This window comes from Streptomyces daliensis, from assembly GCF_054782395.1.
Genome location: NZ_BAAGSO010000005.1, coordinates 44,649 through 62,140, shown reverse-complemented (window position 1 = coordinate 62,140; position 17,492 = coordinate 44,649). Strand labels below are relative to the sequence as shown.

The following is a 17,492-nucleotide window of genomic DNA, read 5'->3' as shown; positions in this document are numbered from 1 at the left end:
CCGCCTACGCGTCGGCTGTTCTTCGCCTACGCGTAGCGCTCGATGTGCAGTTGGGCCGGTGGATACGCGTAGCGCGACGTCGTGCCGACCGACCAGAAGCCGTCCGTCCCGGGGATGGCGGTGACGTTGTTCATCAGGGGCTTGATCTCCGGCGTCGCCGGGCCGCGCTGGCTGGTCCAGGCTTCGGCCGCCGCGTCCCAGCGCAGGTAGTGGGAGCGGCTCTGGTCCCAGAAGTCCCAGCCCGAGATCAGCGCGGGGCGGCCCCGCGCGTCGGCGCAGATCGAGGTCAGCGCGCCGACGGTGAACGGGGTGCGGTCCGTCCACGACGTCCACTCGGTGCCGTTCCAGCGCCGCAGCACGATGCCCGGGGGCTTGTCGGGCGGGCCGCCGACGCCGAACGCGGCGCCCGTGGCCCACACGTCGTCGGGCGCGGAGGGCAGCAGGTCGGTGACGGTGAGGCGGATGCCCTGGACGGGCGGCAGGACGGTCCAGTCGCGGCCGTCCCAGCGTGCGATGACGGGGCCGGAGATCCAGATGTCGCCCGAGGGGGCGATGTGCACCCCGTACGGAACGGGCGACGCCTCGTCAGGAACCGGCTTGACCCAGTGCCATGCTGACCCGTCCCCGGACGGTCGACCCTCCCCGCACATCAGCCCCGCCCGGCCGCCCTTGCTCCCGGCGACCCAGACGCGTCCGTCGGGCCCGACCGCCACCGCGTTCAGCGCCGTGCCCGCCTCGCCCCTGCCCGGGTAGGGGGCCTCGCGCCAGGTGCCGCCGTCCCGGGAACCGTCCCAGGCGAGGAGGCGGGTGACGGGGGAGGTGGCGGCGCCGTCGTCGGCGAGCGCCCACGCCCGGCCGTCCGGCCCGGCGGCCACCGCGACGAGCGCTCCGCCGATGCCCAGGTGCGAGACGTCCGTACGCGCCCAGGCCGCGCCGTCCCAGCGCAGCGCGAGGGGGCGTCCGCGGGGGAGGCCGCCGGGGATGTTGTCCTCGCCGACGGCCCAGGCAGAGCCGGGGCCCGACGCGGCGACGTCGTTCAGCAGCGCGGCCGGCGTGCCCTCGGGCGCGCCGACCTGCTGCCACTCCCCCTGGAGCAGCGCACCGGTCCCCGCTGCGGGGTGGCTTCCGCGATGCCGCCCGGGCAGCGCGTACGCGGTGGAGGCCGGACCGAGTCCGAGTCCGGCCGCGCCGAGCGCGGTCAGACCGATCCCGGTGACAAAGCCGCGTCTTCGCATGATGACCCCCTGTGGCCTGTGGGTGCGTCCGTCTGTTTCGGGGGTCTTACGCTGGTGTGCCCGCTCCCGCGCGTCAATGGGCGGGAGTGAGCGTTCCCTTGACCGCCCCGTCGCCGGGCCCGGCGACGGGGCGCGGGCCCTGCGCGGATTCGGGGCGCGGGCTCCGGGCCCGGGCTTCGGCACGGCCTCCGGGCGTGGGCTCCAGTTCGGCTCGGGTCTCGGGCCGGTGCCGACGCTGGATTCCCGGCGTGGCTACGGGGTCACTCCTCCCGGTTTCTGTCGGCCGCGAGCCGGTCCATGGCGCGGGCCTGTACCTCGCGGTCGGCCGCCGCGGCGATGAAGGCCGCCGCCCGTTCCGTGCCCACGAGGGACCGCACCGCCGCCAGCACCCCCACCGGCAGCCGTACCGGCTCCGTCGACAGCTCGGCCTCGCCGCCCGGCGGCGGGGCCGCCGCTGCCGTACGCAGGTGGTCGCGGAGGTTGCGGGTGGCCAACAGTCGCATCGCGCGGGCGAGTTCGGCGTCCACGGTCTGCTGCGCGAGCGGACGCAGCCGACGCACGAGATCCGCCGCCTCGGTCGCGTCGGCGTCGCTGGGGCGGTGGCCGAGATAGCGGATGAAGACGTGTTCGTTGGTGAAGTCCAGGAAGCGGGCCGCGATGTGCTCGACCTGGGAACGCAGCTCCCGCAGGTGCTCCATGATGGCCAGCAGCGGCACCCCCGCTGTGTGCAGCTCGGCGGCGACCTCCAGTTCCTGCGGACTGGGCACCTGGAACTCGTCGGGGTGCCCCGGCACGGGGATCAGGACGCCGAGCGCGACCGCCTCGGCGACCGCCTCCTCATTCCCCTCGCCCCCCTCGTCCCCCGCGTTCCCGGCCTCGCTCTCCTCCCCGCCGTCCCCCGCGTGGGGGCCCGCGAACAGCGCGTGCAGCTCGGTGCGGGTGATCCGGCCCGAGGTCTCGTCGGTCCAGGGGCCGTCCACCTCCGCGACGAGCCCGAGGACACCGCCCAGCCCCCGCCCCTCGTCCCACGCCTGGAGCAACTCCTTGATCGACGCCAGGGTGTAGCCGCGGTCCAGGAGGTCCGCTATCTGGTGCAGCCGGGCCAGGTGGGTGTCGTCGTAGACGTTCGCCCGGCCGCGCCGCTCGGGTTTGGGGAGCAGGCCCCGGTCCTGATAGGCCCGGATGGTGCGGACGGTGGCGCCGCTGTGGTGGGCCAGATCCTCGATCCGGTACTCCGCCTGGTCCATTCGCCCCAACTCCCTCACGGAGACGGCGCTTTCCGCCTCCCCTGTGCGTCCCTTGTCTGACCCCTGCGCGCCTGCGCGGGCTCGCGCGGGCCTCTCCCGCACGGTGCCGGGCGGCCGGGCGATGGGCCGACCGGCTCACCGCCCCGGCCGCCCACCGCTCAACGGCACCATGCTGGACGAGTGCCCCGCACGCCCCGCGCTCAGATGGGCGGCTCGACGCGTGCGACGGCGCGCAGCGCGCCCGGGAAGAGGCGGTACAGCAGGCGTGCGCCCCTGGCCTCGGGGGTCACTGGGATGACCGCCTGATCGCGGACGACCGCGCGCACGATCGCCTCGGCGACCTTCTCGGGCGGATAGTTCCGCAGCCCGTACAGCCGCGAGCTGCGCTCCTGGCGCTTGCGCTGCTCCTTCTCGTCCACCCCCGTGAAGCGCGCGCTCCTGGTGATGTTGGTGTTGACGATGCCCGGACATATCGCCGAGACCCCGATCCCCGTGCCCGCCAGCTCCGCGCGCAGGCACTCGCTCAGCATCAGCACCGCCGCCTTCGAGGTGCTGTAGGCGGGCAGCGCCTTGGAGGGCTGGAACGCGGCGGCCGACGCGGTGTTGACGATGTGGCCGCCCTGGCCGCGCTCGGCCATCTGCTTGCCGAAGAGACGGCAGCCGTGGATGACGCCCCACAGATTGACGTCCAGGGTCTTCTTCCAGTCCTCCACGCTGGTGTCCAGGAAGGATCCGGAGACGCCTATCCCCGCGTTGTTGACCAGCACGTCCACCGTGCCGTACTCGGCGGCGACCCTGAGCGCCAGCTTCTCCATGCCCTGCTCGTCGCTGACGTCCACCGTCTCGGCCCACGCCTCCGGCGCCCCGATGAGCCGTGCCATGTCCGCCGTGCGCGCCGCGCTCTCCGCGTCCAGGTCCACGGCTACGATGCGCGCGCCCGCTTCGGCGAAGGAGAACGCGGTGGCCCGCCCGATGCCGCTGCCCGCGCCGGTGATCAGCACGAGCTGACCGGCGAAGCGATCCGCGTACGGCCCGCTCGGCGGGTGCTCGACGACGGGCACGCCCGACTCGTTGCTGGTCACGAAGTCGCGTATCCAGGTGGCCAGTTGATCGGGCCTGGTGCGGGGTATCCAGTGCTTCGCCGGCAGGGTGCGACGGGTCAGCTTCGGTGCCCACAGCTCCAGTTCGTCGTAGAGCCGCTCGCTCAGGAACAGGTCTCCCGTCGGGGTGATGAGCTGGACGGGCGTGTGCGCGTAGCAGTCGTTGCGTGGGCGGCGCAGCCGGGAGCGCACGTTGTCGCGGTAGAGCCAGGCGCCGTGTGCGGCGTCCGTGGGCAGCGAGGCGGTGGGATAGCCGTTGGCCGGGACCTTCTCCATCCGCTCCAGGATCTTCGGCCACTGCGTGGCGAGAGGGCCCTTCCAGGCCAGTTCGGGCAGCACGGGGGTGTGCAGCGCGTACACGTACCAGGACCGGACGCCCTGGCCCAGGGCCTGCGCGATCCGGCGGGGAGTGGGGCGGGAGACGCGCTTCTTGATCCAGTGCCCGAAGTGGTCGAGCGAGGGCCCTGACATCGAGGTGAAGGAGGCCAGGCGGCCCTCGGTCCGCTTGACCGTGGCGAACTCCCAGCCCTGCACGGAGCCCCAGTCGTGACCGACCAGATGGACGGGCCGGCCGGGGGAGACCGCGTCCGCCACGGCCAGGAAATCGTCGGTCAGCTTCTCCAGCGTGAAGCCTCCGCGCAGCGGCTTGGGCGCGGTCGAACAGCCGTGGCCGCGCACGTCATAGAGCACGACATGGAAGCGGTCCGCCAGGCGCGCCGCCACCTCGGACCAGACCTCCTTGCTGTCCGGGAAGCCGTGCACGAGGACGATGGTCGGCTGCGTGGCATCGCCCAGCTCGGCCACGCACAGCTCGACGCCCTCGCGTGTGCGCACCCGGCGCTCGCGCGCCGCGGCGAGGGCGATCCTGCCCCTGTCGCCGCTGTCTCCGCTTCTCATCTGGTCCCTGCTCTCTCCGTGGCCGTGGTCCTGCCCGTGTCCGTACTGGGTTCGATGCCCGTCCTTGTGATCTTGTTCTTGGCGTCCTCGGCCGGGCCCGCCTCGGCCCTCGCCGTCCGTCCCCTTCACGCGGCCCTCGCCTCCTCCCTCCAGCGGCGGACGTGCGGCAGGTCGTCGTCGAGCCAGAACGCGCTCTCCTCCGGGTCCCGGGAGTCGGTGACGACGAGGATCTCCTCGAACTTGGCGCCCGTGCCCCGGAATCCGAGGTGCGGTTCGACGGCCCACAGGCCCGGCTGCGGCGGGTGGTCGGAGAACCTGTACGGCGACCACAGCGGGGACCAGCCGTCCCTGTGCCCGTGCAGCGCGTCCTTGGCCAGGCCCTTCAGGGAGTTGGTGCCGAAGCCGAACAGGGTCGGTGACCAGCGGCGGTCACTGACGCGGTCCACCTTGTGCGCGATGACGCCGAAGGGATACGCGCGGTGCCTGTTGGCGAAGCCCTGCCTGACCATCAGGCGCTCCACCGCCTCGTATATCGCGCGGAGCGGGCGGCGCTCGCGCACCTGGCGCAGTATCAGCTCGCGGTGCGCCTCGAGATCGGACAGCAGCCGGTCGTGGACGGGGTTGAGGCCGAGGCAGCCCGAATAACCGATGTCGGCCGTATAGCCCTTGTGTATAGGTGCCATGTCCAGGATGAAGGGCATGCCAGGCTCCAGTTTCCGGTTCGTCGGGAAGAACTGGAGCGGGACCTTGAATCCCGTGAACGCCGTGCGGTCCCCGAACCAGGCGAAGGGCAGATGGAACCAGTCCCGCACCCCGCGCTCCCGCAGCCACTCGCGCTGCATTCCGGCCGCCTCGCGCTCCGTCACGCCCGGCCTGAGCTGCGCGGCCACCGCCTCCGCGCACGCGTAGCTGAGCTGCTGCACTTCTCTGAATCCCCGCAGGTCAGCGGAGACTTGCCGTCCGTTCACTGCTGCGGGCATGGCCAACCGTCCCGTCCCTGAGCGTGATCCGTCGCCGTAACTTGACACTGATGAATGTGACAACAGGACGTGGCGGCGTCAAGACATGTGCACCGCCTGTGGATACCCGAGGTAACAGGCCGTGACGGGCCGACCCCGAGACCCGGCTCCCGCTCGCGGAGGACCCCCTAGGGGCATCTCAACCTCGGGAACTACTTTTTCTCCAGACCCTGGGGGGACGTGACGCACCCCACATGGGCGTTAGCGTCGTGTGCGTGACTGTGATCGCGACAGAGAGCCTGACCAAGCGGTACCCACGGGTGACCGCACTGGACCGGCTGACCGTGGGCGTCACACCAGGTGTGACCGGCCTGGTGGGCGCCAACGGGGCCGGTAAATCGACCTTGATCAAGATTCTGCTGGGGCTGTCCCCGGCGACGGAGGGCAGCGCCACCGTCCTCGGTCTGGACGTCTCGCGGGAGGGCCTGGCCATCCGCGAGCGCGTCGGCTATATGCCCGAGCACGACTGCCTGCCGCCGGACGTCTCGGCCACGGAGTTCGTCGTCCACATGGCGCGGATGTCCGGGCTGCCCGCGACGGCGGCCCGCGAGCGCACCGCGGACACGCTGCGCCACGTCGGCCTGTACGAGGAGCGGTACAGGCCGATGGGCGGCTATTCGACGGGTATGAAGCAACGCGTCAAGCTGGCACAGGCGCTCGTCCACGATCCCCAGCTCGTGCTTCTGGACGAGCCCACCAACGGGCTCGATCCGGCGGGGCGTGACGAGATGCTCGGTCTCATCCGCCGCGTCCACACGGACTTCGGGATCTCGGTCCTGGTCACCTCGCACCTGCTGGGCGAGCTGGAGCGCACCTGCGACGACGTCGTCGTCATCGACGGCGGCAAACTGCTGCGCGCCTCCTCCACCGCTGACTTCACACAGCGGACGACGTCGCTGGCCGTGGAGGTCACCGACACCGAGACGCACCCGGACGGGACCGCGACGCTCCGCGCCGCGCTGGCCCGCGCGGGGCTGGCCGTCGAGGCGCCGGCGGCGGCGGGCGCGGGCGCGCCGGGGGCCGGGCACCTGATCATGGTGGACGCGTCGGACGAGGCCGTCTTCGACACCATCCGGGACACCGTGGCCGATCTCGGGCTCGGTCTCGTCCGCATGGAACAGCGCCGCCACCGCATCGCCGAGGTCTTCGCGGACGCGGACGCCTCCGCGCCCGCACGCGGCGCGGAAGACGGTGCCCCGGCTCGCACGGCCGCCGCCCCCGCCTCCACCCCGCCCACCACCGTCGGCGCGGCGCCTCCTCAGCCCCAGCCGCCTCAACACCACCAGCCGGAGCAGCCCCAGCAGGCGCGGAAGGGAGGCGGCGGCGATGTCGCATGAGCCCCAGCAGCAGAACCCGGACCAGCACACGCCCGTCGGCACCCCGTCCGGTATCGCGACAGCGCCCGCGCCCCGCGGCGAGGACGTGATCCACAACATCGGCTATCGCGGCTACGACGGCCCGCGCCTCGGCCGCGGCTACGCCCGCCGCTCCCTGTTCGCGCAGTCGCTGCGCGGCGCCTACGGACTCGGCCGGTCGGCCAAGTCCAAGGTGCTGCCGATGATCCTGTTCGCCGTGGTCTGTCTGCCGGCGGCGATCGTCGTCGCCGTCACCGTGGCCACCAGCGCCAAGGAACTCCCGCTCGGCAACAGCTCGTACGTGCTGCAACTCCAGCCCGTCATCGGCATCTTCATCGCCGCCGTGGCGCCCCAGGCCGTCTCGCTCGACCTGCGCTACAAGACCGTGCCGCTGTACTTCTCCCGCCCCATCGAGCGCGTCGACTACGTCCTGGCGAAGTACGCGGCCCTCTCCGCCGCGCTCTTCGTCTTCGTCGCCTCGCCCGTCGTGATCCTGTACGCGGGCGCCCTGCTCGCGAAACTCGACTTCGCCGACCAGACCCGGGACCTCGCGCAGGGCATCGTCTTCTGCGCCCTGTTCGCCGTGGTCCACGCGGGCATCGGGCTCGCCATCGCCGCGGTCACCCCTCGCAGGGGCTTCGGGGTCGCGGCGATCATCGCCGTGCTGACCATCCCGTACATGCTGATCACCGCGCTCCAGGCCATCGCGGGCGAGCAGGACAGCCCCGGTGCCGTCGGATGGCTCGGGCTGGCCTCGCCGGGCACGCTCATGGACGGCGTGCAGGCGAAGTTCCTCGGCGGGGAGTCCGGCTTCCCCGGCGGCGAGGTGCTGACCAACGCCCAGGCGCCGTTCTATCTGCTCCTCGTCGCCGCGCTCCTCGCCGGGACGTACGCCCTGCTGCTGCGCCGCTACCGAAAGGCCGGGCTGTAACCGCCATGACCACGATCCATATCGACCACACGTCCCGCTGGTTCGGGAACGTCGTCGCCGTCAACGACATCTCCATGGAGATCGGGCCCGGTGTCACCGGGCTGCTCGGCCCGAACGGCGCGGGCAAGTCCACGCTCATCAACATGATGGGCGGTTTCCTGGCGCCCTCCACCGGAAGCGTCACCCTCGACGGCACGGTGATCTGGCGCAACGAGCAGGTCTACCGCCACATCGGGCTCGTCCCCGAGCGGGAGTCGATGTACGACTTCCTCACGGGCTGGGAGTTCGTCCAGGCCAACGCGCGGCTCCACCAGCTCCCGGACCCGGACGCGGCGGCGCGCGAGGCGCTGGCCACCGTCGAGATGGAGCAGGCGCAGGACCGCAAGGTCTCCACGTACAGCAAGGGCATGCGCCAGCGAGTGAAGATGGCGTCGGCCCTCGTGCACCAGCCGTCCGTGCTGCTGCTGGACGAGCCGTTCAACGGCATGGACCCGCGGCAGCGCATGCACCTGATGGACCTGCTGCGGCGCATGGGCGACGAGGGCCGCACCGTGCTGTTCTCCTCGCACATCCTGGAGGAGGTCGAGCAGCTCGCCTCGCACATCGAGGTGGTCGTCGCGGGACGGCACGCGGCCAGCGGCGACTTCCGCAAGATCCGCCGCCTGATGACCGACCGTCCGCACCGCTATCTCGTGCGCTCCAGCGACGACCGCCTGCTGGCCTCGGCGCTGATCGCCGACGGCTCCACGGCGGGCATCGAACTCGACTGGAACGAACGGGCCCTGCGCATCCAGGCCATCGATTTCGCCCGCTTCACCGAACTGCTCCCGCGCGTCGCGCGCGAGAACAACATCAGGCTCTTCACGGTCTCGCCCTCGGACGAGTCCCTGGAAAGCGTCTTCTCCTACCTCGTCGCGGCCTGAAGGGAGCACGAGTGATGTTCGATCCGACTGTCGCCCGGCTCACCTACCGGGCCCTGCTGGGCAAGCGCAGGGCACTGATCCTGTGCGCGCTGCCGCTTCTGCTGCTCGTCGTCGCCGTCGCCGTGCGCGGCCTGGTCGGCGCGGACGACGCGGTGACCACCGAACTCCTGGGCGGGTTCGCGCTCGCCACGATGGTCCCGCTGATCGGCGTCATCGCCGGTACGGGCGCGATCGGCCCGGAGATCGACGACGGCTCCGTCGTCTATCTGCTGGCCAAGCCCCTGAAGCGGCCCACCATCATCGTCACCAAGCTGATCGTGGCCATCGGCATCACGGTCGCCTTCTCCGCGGTGCCCACACTGATCGCCGGGTTCGTCCTCAACGGCAACAGCCAGCAGATCGCGGTGGCCTACGCGGTCGCCGCCGCCGTGGCCTCGATCGCCTACAGCGCGCTGTTCCTGCTGCTGGGCACCGTCTCGCGGCACGCGGTCGTCCTGGGGCTCGTCTACGCGCTGATCTGGGAGGCGCTCTTCGGCAGCCTGGTGCCCGGCGCGCGGACGCTGTCCGTACAGCAGTGGGCCCTGTCGCTGGCCGAGAAGACGGCGGGCAGCGGCGCGCAGATCACGTCCGAGGTGGGGCTGCCCACAGGGCTGGTGCTGCTGGCCGTGGTGACCCTCGGGGGCACCTGGCTCGCGGCCCAGAAGCTGCGCTCCCTGACGCTGGCCGGGGAGGAGTAAAGCCCTCGCGCCCACACCCGCGCCCGTAGTGGACCGCCGCGCCCGCCTCCTCCCCCCTCGGCGGGCGCGGCTCCTACGGCCGCGCGGTGCGGCGGCCCGCGCGGGACCGGGGCGGGCGGGCAGGGGGCCGCGCGCCATGCACCGTACGCGGGCCGCCCCGCCCGATCCCGCACGCCCCGCCCGTCGCGTATGTCTTACGCGGCGCCCAGCTTCTTGTCCCGCCCCGCCCCGAGGCCGAGCGCCATCAGGCCCGCGCAGACGGCCAGCATCAGCACGATGGGCACGGTCCAGCCGCCCGTCGCGTCGTGGACGGCGCCCAGGGCCAGCGGGCCCACGGCGGCGAGCAGATAGCCCCACGTCTGCGCCATGCCCGAGAGCCGCGCCGCCGTGTGCGCGTCACGCGTGCGCAGCACCATCATCGTCAGCGCGAGCCCCAGCGTGCCGCCCTGGCCGACGCCCAGCAGCGCCGCCCAGACCCAGGCACCGGCCACCGGCGCCACCAGGAGCCCCGCGACGCCCGCCGCCATCAGCAGCACGACGGCGACGGCCAGCAGCCGCTGGTCGCGCATCCGCCCGGCCAGCGTCGGCACGATGAACGAGCCCACCATCTGCACCAGCGTGCTGAACGCGAAGACGAGCCCCGCCGTGGTGCGGCTCATGCCGTGGTCCGTGAAGATCGTCGGCATCCAGGCGATGGTCACGTACGCGATGAGCGACTGCGACCCCATGAAGAGGGTCACCTGCCACGCCAGCCCGGACCGCGCGAGCCGCACGGCCTCGCGGCCGCCATCGGCGCCGCTCCCCGCGCCCGCGCCCGTCGCGCCCGACCCGCGCACCCGCTCGGCCGCCGCCTCCCCGTGCCGCACGCCCCTGCGCGCGAGCACGGTCTGCGGCACCCACACCAGCGCGGCCACCGCCGCCAGCAGCGACCACGAGACCAGCGAGCCCTGCCAGCCGCCCAGCGCGCGCTCCAGGGGAACGGCGGCGGCGGCCGAAACGGTCGCGCCCAGGATCATCGCCGTCGAGTACAGCGCGGTCATCCCGGCGGCCCGCTCGGGGAAGTCCCGCTTGATCAGGCCGGGCATCAGCACGTTCAGCAGCGCGATGCCCGTGCCCACCACGGCGCACCCGCCGAACAGCGCGGCGACGGGCGGCGCGATCCGCAGCACGATGCCGCACGCGAGCAGCACCAGCGCGCCCAGGAGCACGGCCTCGGTACCCCAGCGTCGCGCCAGCTTCGGCCCCAGGGGCGAGGCCAGGCCCATGAAGACCAGCGGAATGGTCGTGACCAGGCTGCTGGTGGTCGCGGTGAGCCCGAAGTGGTCGCCGATCTCCCCGAGCACGGGCGACACCCCGGCCAGGGCGGCACGCATGTTGAGCGACGCGAGCACGATGCCGACGAGGAGCAGCCAGGGGTGCGCCGTACGCAGCCGCTTCCTGGCCGCGGCCACGGCGGGGACCGGTGCCAGGTCCTCCTCGGCGTCGATCAGTTCGGCCTCTATGAGCCCTTCCTGATGAGGGTGTGGGGACATACGGAGACTGCCTCTTTCCAGTGGTGCTCGGAGAAGGAGGGCTGTGGCGACGCTGCCACGCCGGAGAAGGGAGAAATGGGGATCGGAGAAAGAAAGGGGGCGCCGGAAAGCCGGAATGGCTGCGAAAGGCGGGTGCGTGCCGGAAAGTGCGGACCCGGCGGTGCGCGGTCACCCCTCGGCGAGCAGCGCGTCGACGGCCCGTTTCGGTACGTCCAGCAGCGCCCGCGCCGTCCGCTCGGCCACCTCGGGGTCGCCGGAGGCGATGGCGTCGACGAGGGCCTCGTGCGGACCGTCGTCGATGAACGGCATCCGCTCGTCGCTCAGCGAGGTGACGAGCGCCTCGCGCACGGAGGAGCTGAACCAGCGGTACGTCGCGCTGAGCGCCGCGTTGTGCGCGGCCTCGACGACGGCGATGTGGAAGTCCACGTCGTAGTCGGCGTACAGCTCGTGCTGCCGTTCCAGGCCCCGCTGCGCCGCCAGGATCTCCCGCATCCGCGCGATGTCGGCGGGCTCGTGGCGCAGCGCGGCGAGCCGGGCGCCCTCGGCCTCCAGGGCGATGCGCAGCTCCAGCACGTCCCGTACCCCGGCACGCTGCACGCCCCGCATGATCTCGCCGGGGTCGGCGCAGGAGACGACGAAGGTGCCCTCGCCCTGGCGCGAGCGGAGCATCCCGGCGTGCACGAGGACGCGCACGGCCTCGCGGACCGTGTTGCGGCCGACCTGGAGCTGTTCGGCGAGGGCGTGCTCGGTGGGGATGCGGTCGCCGACCGCCCACTCGCCCGCTGTGAGCTGGGCCCGCAGCGCGTCGACGACCGTGTCGACCAGGGACTGGCGTCCCGCTGCCCGCAGTGCCATGCCGCTCTCCTCGCCCGTGGTGTCCGGGCCCGGAACCCACAGGCCCGGAACCCTCGCGTCCGTCGTCCCGGACGGGGATTCGCCCGGTTGCCCAGTCATCCTACAACTGTTCGCCTCCGAACCCCACGGGACCCCACGGGGCCCCACGGAACCTTCCGGGACCTCACGGGCCGGGTGGCCCCGCCCCGCCCGGTGACCCCGTGGCCCGGCAGTGGCCCGGTACGTGAGACGGGCCGCGGTGGCTTCGGGCCCCGGACTACCGTTGCGGTATGTCACCTGCGAGCCGTTACACGTATCTCGGTCCCGAGGGGACCTTCACCGAGGCCGCCATCCGCACCCTGCCGGAGGCGGCCACGCGTGAGCTGGTCCCGATGGTGTCGGTGCCCGCCGCACTGGACGCCGTACGGAACGGGGAGGCCGCCGCCGCGCTCGTACCGATCGAGAACTCCGTCGAGGGCGGCGTCACCGCGACGCTCGACGAGCTGTCCGGCGGACGCCCGCTGATGATCTACCGCGAGGTGCTGCTGCCCATCGCCTTCGCGCTGCTGGTGCGGCCGGGGACGACGCTGGACGACGTGAAGACGGTGACGGGCCACCCCGTGGCCCAGCCGCAGGTGCGGCGCTGGATGGGGGAGAACCTGCCGGAGGCGGCGTGGGAGTCGGCGGCCTCCAACGCGGACGGCGCGCGCCTCGTGCAGGAGGGCAGGTACGACGCGGCCTTCGCCGGTGAGTTCGCGGCTGCCACCTACGGGCTCGAACCGCTGGTGACGGACATCCACGACGCGGAGAACGCGGAGACGCGCTTCGTGCTGGTGGGACGTCCCGCGCGCCCGGCCGCGCCCACGGGCGCCGACAAGACCTCCGTCGTCTTCTGGCTGCGCGAGGACCACCCGGGCGCACTGCTGGAACTGCTCCAGGAGTATTCGGCGCGCGGGGTCAACATGATGCGCATCGAATCGCGGCCGACCGGCGAGGGCATCGGCCGCTACTGCTTCTCCGTCGACTGCGAGGGCCACGTTTCGGACCGGCGCGTCGGCGAAGTGTTGATGGGGCTCAAGCGGGCGTGCGACCGGGTGCGCTATCTGGGCTCGTATCCGCGGGCCGACGAGGTGCGCCCGGAGCTGCGGCACGGGACGACGGACGAGGAGTTCGTGGAGGCCGCCGACTGGCTGACGCGCTGCCTCGACGGACGGGTCTGAGGACACCCCGGACGGGCGGGCCCAGGGCGCCCAGGGACTCCACAGAGTTATCCACAGGGGTGTGGGGCGACCTGTGCATAAGTCGACAGACGAATCGGGCAGTGTCGACAAAACCGCATGGAGACCGCAGAGTCCTCCACAGCACCGCACCTCCATCCTCGTCACGCCAATTCCCCCGATCAACTCTTTGGAGTGAGCCAATCCCGCTCGAATGAGTGTGTAGCGACGGTTTGAACCGGGGATTCTGTGCCAGCCGGAAATCTGGGCGGAACGAGCCGTTCAATTTCCACAGGCGGAGAGCGAGCCCTGTGGAAAACACAGGGAAAGCCCCCCAGGCTGTGGATAAGTTTTCGCCGTCACCGCCCAGTCCCCGCTCAGCCCTCCGCCCCAACTCCCTTCACCGGCAGGCCAGATCGGCCCGCCACCATGCCGCGAGTGCCCCTTTCGGGCGGGTCGGGGAATTCGTCTTGACGCATTCGTGGGAATTGGCAATGCGCCACAAAACGGGCAAAAGTACCCACCGGTGAGGGTGCGTGTTATCCGGTCGAGGCCCGCTCGGGCTCCCCGGTACCCTGGCGGGGTGATTGACCTTCGCCTGCTCCGTGAGGACCCCGACCGAGTGCGCGCCTCCCAGCGCGCCCGTGGAGAGGACGTCGGCATCGTCGACGCCCTGCTCTCCGCCGACGAGCGGCGAAGGACGTCCAGCGTCCGCTTCGACGAACTGCGCTCCGAGCAGAAGCAGCTCGGCAAGCTCATCCCCAAGGCCACGGGCGACGAGAAGGCGGAGCTGCTCCAGCGCGCGGGCGAGCTGTCCGCCGCGGTCAAGGCGGCCGACGCCGAGCAGAACGAGGCGGCGGAGGAGACCCAGCGGCTGCTGCGCGGCCTCGGCAACCTCGTCCACCCGGACGTCCCCGTCGGCGGCGAAGAGGACTTCACCGTCCGCGAGACGATCGGCACCCCGCGCGATTTCGCGGCCGAGGGCTTCGAGCCCCGCGACCATCTGGAGCTGGGCCAGCTCCTCGGCGCCATCGACACCGAGCGCGCCGCCAAGGTCTCAGGCTCGCGCTTCTACTACCTCACCGGCGTCGGCGCGCTCCTGGAGCTGGCGCTCGTCAACGCGGCCGTCGCCCAGGCCACGGCCGCCGGGTTCACGCCGATGCTGACGCCCGCGCTCGTGAAGCCGCAGGCCATGGAGGGCACCGGCTTCCTCGGCCAGGCCGCGCAGGACGTGTACCACCTGGAGAAGGACGACTTCTACCTCGTCGGCACCTCCGAGGTCCCCCTCGCCGGTTACCACATGGACGAGATCCTCGACGCCGAGCAGCTCCCCCTGCGCTACGCCGCCTTCTCGCCCTGCTTCCGGCGCGAGGCGGGCTCGTACGGCAAGGACACCCGCGGCATCTTCCGGGTCCACCAGTTCGACAAGGTGGAGATGTTCTCCTACGTCGCGCCCGAGGACTCGGAGGCCGAGCACCTGCGGCTGCTGGAGTGGGAGAAGCAGTGGCTGACGAGCCTGGAGCTGCCGTTCCAGGTGATCGACGTGGCCACCGGCGATCTCGGCTCCTCGGCGGCGCGCAAGTACGACTGCGAGGCGTGGATCCCGACCCAGGGCAAGTTCCGCGAGCTGACGTCGACCTCGGACTGCACCGAGTTCCAGTCGCGAAGGCTGTCGATCCGCATGCGCGAGGGCAAGAAGGTACGGCCGCTGGCCACCCTGAACGGCACCCTGTGCGCGGTGCCCCGCACGATCGTCGCGCTGCTGGAGAACCACCAGCAGGCCGACGGATCCGTGCGCGTCCCCGAGGTGCTGCGCCCGTATCTGGGCGGACGAGAGGTCCTGGAGCCGGTCGCGAAGTGAGCGCCCCCGCCTCCTCCCCCGCGCCCCTGCCAGCGCCTCGCACCGACGCCGAGACCGACGCCGGACCCGACGCCGAGGCCGGTACCGCGCCCGACGGCGCCTTCCCGTACCGCCTCGTCGCGACCGACCTCGACGGCACACTGCTGCGCGGCGACGACACGATCTCGCCGCGCACGCGCGAGGCGCTGAAGGCGGCGTGCGCGCGCGGCGCCGCGCACATCGTCGTCACCGGCCGCGCTGTGCCCTGGACCAGGCACGTGCTGGAGGACCTCGGCTACGAGGGGCTGGCCGTCTGCGGCCAGGGCGCGCAGGTCTACGACGCGGGCGAGCGGCGGCTGCTCACCTCCATGACGCTGGACCGGCAGCTCGCCGGGCTGGCGCTGGCGAAGATCGAGGCCGAGGTCGGGCCGCTCATGCTGGCCGCCTCGCGCGACGGCGTGGACGGCGAGGTGCTGGTGGGCCCGGGTTACCGCGTCCACGAGGCGTCGACGCTGCCCAGCCTGCCGTACACGGACCCGGCCGAGCTGTGGGCGGAGCCCCTGAACAAGCTCTACATCCAGCACCCCACCCTCGGCGACGACGACCTCGCGACGGCCGCGCGCTCCGCCGTCGGCGATCTCGTGGGCGTGATCATGGCGGGCGAGGGCGTCGTCGAGCTGCTGCCGCTGGGGCTCAGCAAGGCGAAGGGGCTCGCGCTCGCCGCGCGCAGGCTGGGCGTGACGGCCGCGGACACGATCGCCTTCGGCGACATGCCCAACGACCTGCCGATGTTCGCCTGGGCGGCGCACGGCGTCGCCATGGCCAACGCGCACCCCGAGCTGCTGGCCGTCGCGGACGAGGTCACCTCGTCGAACGACGAAGACGGCATCGCCGAGGTCCTGGAGCGGATGCTCGGCTGAGCGTGCCGGGGCTGAGCGTGTCCGGGCTGAGCGTGCCCGGCCGAGCGGCGCGGGGGCCGGAGGGCCGGGGTCCGGTTGAGAATGAGCCGTACGGGTGACGCCGGCCAGGGGGCGTCGGCGCATGTCGCGGCCCTTCGCCCTCGTACGCTGACCGCATGGGCACGCGGTGGCTGAACAACGAGGAACAGGCGGCGTGGCGGGCGTTTCTGGGCGCCTCGCAGCGCGTACGGGAGTCGCTGGACCGGCAGTTGCAGCGCGACGCGGGGATGCCGCACGCCTACTACCTGATCCTGGCGATGCTCTCGGAGGCGGACCGCCGCACGCTGACGATGACCGAGCTGGCGCGGCGCACGCGTTCGTCGCCGAGCAGGCTGTCGCACGCCGTGGCCAAGCTGGAGGACAAGGGCTGGGTGAGCAGGGGCCGCCACTCGGGGGACCACAGGACGACGCTGGCGACGCTCACCGACACCGGGTTCACCGAACTGGAGGCGACGGCTCCCGGCCATGTGGAGCAGGCGCGGCTCTCCCTCTTCGACCACCTCACACCGGAGCAGGTCGGCCAACTGCACGAGATCTGCCGCGCCGTGCTCGCCGGTTCCGACGACGGACCGCTGCCGAGCTGACCCGTCGGCGCAGGTACGGGTACGGGTACGCGTCCTCCGCCGTCAGGCGTCCAGCCCGTCGTCCTCGTAGAGGCGGGCGACGGAGGCGGCGGCGCGGGCGAGTTCGGCCCGCGCCTCGGGCGGGCCCAGCACCTCGATCTCCGTGCCGAACTGGAGCAGTTGCCGTACGGCGCGCAGCACGGCCAGGTCCAGCTCGACGTCGACGGTGTCCGCCGTGCCCTCGTCTTCGCCTTCGCCCTCGCCCTTGCCCGGCATCCCCACCAGGGCCGGGCCCATGATGCGGGCGAACATGTCGAGACGGCTCCTGCGCACCCGCACGCCGACCCGCACCTGCGTGGGCCGGTCCTCGACCTGACGGCGCAGCCCCTCCCACGCGTCCGCCAGCTCCACGCCCTCCCTGCGCCGCACGGGCGCGTCCAGGACCTCGGCCGAGGCGACGCGGTCGGCGCGGAAGAGCTGGGCGCTGCCCCGGCGGTCGGCGACGAGATACCAGGTGCCCGCCTTGGAGACCAGGCCGTACGGGTCGACGGTGTAGGTGCGGTGGCGGGTCTCGCCGCTGTGGCGGTAGCGCAGGCGCAGCCGCCGGTCGGCGAAGACCGCCGTGTGCAGGGTGTCGAGATCGACGGCCGAGCGCGGCCCGGCGCGCCAGCGTTCGGGGTCGACGAGGATGCGTCGGCTGGTGAGTTCGGCCGCAGGCCGGTGCGGCGCGGGCAGCGCCGCCATCACCTTGCGCAGCGCCGAGCCGAGCGCGCCCTCAAGACCGAGCGCCGAGTGCGCGCCCTGCGCCGTCCTGGCGGTGAGGACGAACAGCGCCCGCGCCTCGTCGGACGTGAGCCCCGTGACGTCCGTACGGAAGCCGGGCAGCAGCGCGATGCCGCCGTGCCGCCCGCGCTCGGCGTAGACGGGGACGCCGGCGGCGGAGAGCGCCTCGATGTCGCGGTAGATGGTGCGCGTGGACACCTCGAGGCGCCGCGCCAGCTCGTCCGCGTTGACGCGGCCACGGGTCTGGAGCAGCAGGAGGATGGAGAGCAGCCGGTCGGATTTCACGCTTCCCAGGGTGCCGCGAAAACCTGACGGCCGTT

The 17,492-nt window shown here is 72.3% G+C and carries 15 protein-coding genes; 8 read left to right on the top strand and 7 right to left on the bottom strand.

From position 1 onward, the window contains the following. Nucleotides 1-26: 26 nt before the first annotated feature. The 4 genes from ACYVOO_RS01020 to ACYVOO_RS01005 all read right to left on the bottom strand — a co-directional run bounded on the left by ACYVOO_RS01020 (nt 27) and on the right by ACYVOO_RS01005 (nt 5,459). Nucleotides 27-1,235 (bottom strand): NHL repeat-containing protein, encoded by a 1,209-nt coding sequence (locus ACYVOO_RS01020; RefSeq protein ID WP_461013764.1) that lies wholly within the window; start codon nt 1,233-1,235, stop codon nt 27-29. A 260-nt stretch (nt 1,236-1,495) separates the two neighbouring features. Next, nucleotides 1,496-2,482: a MerR family transcriptional regulator gene (locus ACYVOO_RS01015; protein WP_461013763.1), complete on the bottom strand. Its 987-nt coding sequence runs from the start codon at nt 2,480-2,482 to the stop codon at nt 1,496-1,498. A 200-nt stretch (nt 2,483-2,682) separates the two neighbouring features. Beyond that, nucleotides 2,683-4,479, bottom strand: a complete 1,797-nt coding sequence (locus ACYVOO_RS01010; protein WP_461013762.1) for an SDR family oxidoreductase — start codon at nt 4,477-4,479, stop codon at nt 2,683-2,685. A gap of 125 nt (nt 4,480-4,604) precedes the next feature. Continuing rightward, a complete protein-coding gene (locus ACYVOO_RS01005; protein ID WP_453344334.1) occupies nt 4,605-5,459 on the bottom strand; it encodes a M24 family metallopeptidase in 855 nt (284 codons plus the stop codon). A gap of 233 nt (nt 5,460-5,692) precedes the next feature. Here ACYVOO_RS01005 and ACYVOO_RS01000 point away from each other — a divergent pair, with 233 nt between their 5' ends. The 4 genes from ACYVOO_RS01000 to ACYVOO_RS00985 are packed head-to-tail and all read left to right on the top strand — an operon-like array spanning nt 5,693 to nt 9,444. Continuing rightward, nucleotides 5,693-6,835 (top strand): ABC transporter ATP-binding protein, encoded by a 1,143-nt coding sequence (locus tag ACYVOO_RS01000; protein WP_461013761.1) that lies wholly within the window; start codon nt 5,693-5,695, stop codon nt 6,833-6,835. Then, nucleotides 6,825-7,784: an ABC transporter permease gene (locus tag ACYVOO_RS00995; RefSeq protein ID WP_461013760.1), complete on the top strand. Its 960-nt coding sequence runs from the start codon at nt 6,825-6,827 to the stop codon at nt 7,782-7,784. Before ACYVOO_RS01000 ends, ACYVOO_RS00995 begins: the two co-directional genes overlap by 11 nt. Nucleotides 7,785-7,789: 5 nt before the next feature. Continuing rightward, a complete protein-coding gene (locus tag ACYVOO_RS00990) occupies nt 7,790-8,707 on the top strand; it encodes an ABC transporter ATP-binding protein (protein ID WP_453344336.1) in 918 nt (305 codons plus the stop codon). Between the two features lie 14 nt (nt 8,708-8,721). Then, nucleotides 8,722-9,444, top strand: a complete 723-nt coding sequence (locus ACYVOO_RS00985; protein WP_461013759.1) for an ABC transporter permease subunit — start codon at nt 8,722-8,724, stop codon at nt 9,442-9,444. A 194-nt stretch (nt 9,445-9,638) separates the two neighbouring features. Here ACYVOO_RS00985 and ACYVOO_RS00980 read toward each other — a convergent pair whose 3' ends face one another. Together ACYVOO_RS00980 and ACYVOO_RS00975 are read right to left on the bottom strand one after the other, a co-directional pair. Next, a complete protein-coding gene (locus ACYVOO_RS00980; protein WP_461013758.1) occupies nt 9,639-10,976 on the bottom strand; it encodes a CynX/NimT family MFS transporter in 1,338 nt (445 codons plus the stop codon). A 168-nt stretch (nt 10,977-11,144) separates the two neighbouring features. Further along, the gene (locus tag ACYVOO_RS00975; RefSeq protein WP_461013855.1) at nt 11,145-11,831 is read right to left on the bottom strand and encodes a FadR/GntR family transcriptional regulator; all 687 of its coding nucleotides are present in this window, start codon (nt 11,829-11,831) and stop codon (nt 11,145-11,147) included. 269 nt (nt 11,832-12,100) lie between these two features. On the opposite strand from ACYVOO_RS00975, the gene pheA reads away from it, so the two are divergent. The 4 genes from pheA (at nt 12,101) to ACYVOO_RS00955 (ending at nt 16,410) form a co-directional block, all read left to right on the top strand. After that, nucleotides 12,101-13,030, top strand: a complete 930-nt coding sequence (gene pheA, locus ACYVOO_RS00970) for a prephenate dehydratase (RefSeq protein ID WP_461013757.1) — start codon at nt 12,101-12,103, stop codon at nt 13,028-13,030. Between the two features lie 580 nt (nt 13,031-13,610). Continuing rightward, entirely contained in the window at nt 13,611-14,888 is a 1,278-nt protein-coding gene (gene serS / locus ACYVOO_RS00965; RefSeq protein WP_461013756.1) for a serine--tRNA ligase, read from the top strand. After that, nucleotides 14,885-15,787, top strand: coding sequence for an HAD family hydrolase (locus ACYVOO_RS00960; protein WP_461013755.1), 903 nt, complete (start codon nt 14,885-14,887; stop codon nt 15,785-15,787). Before serS ends, ACYVOO_RS00960 begins: the two co-directional genes overlap by 4 nt. Nucleotides 15,788-15,942: 155 nt before the next feature. Further along, nucleotides 15,943-16,410 (top strand): MarR family winged helix-turn-helix transcriptional regulator, encoded by a 468-nt coding sequence (locus ACYVOO_RS00955; RefSeq protein ID WP_453344342.1) that lies wholly within the window; start codon nt 15,943-15,945, stop codon nt 16,408-16,410. A 42-nt stretch (nt 16,411-16,452) separates the two neighbouring features. On the opposite strand, the gene ACYVOO_RS00950 is transcribed toward ACYVOO_RS00955, so the two are convergent. Further along, on the bottom strand, nt 16,453-17,457 hold the full coding sequence (locus ACYVOO_RS00950) for a helix-turn-helix transcriptional regulator (RefSeq protein ID WP_461013754.1): 1,005 nt from the start codon (nt 17,455-17,457) through the stop codon (nt 16,453-16,455). Nucleotides 17,458-17,492 lie beyond the last annotated feature (35 nt).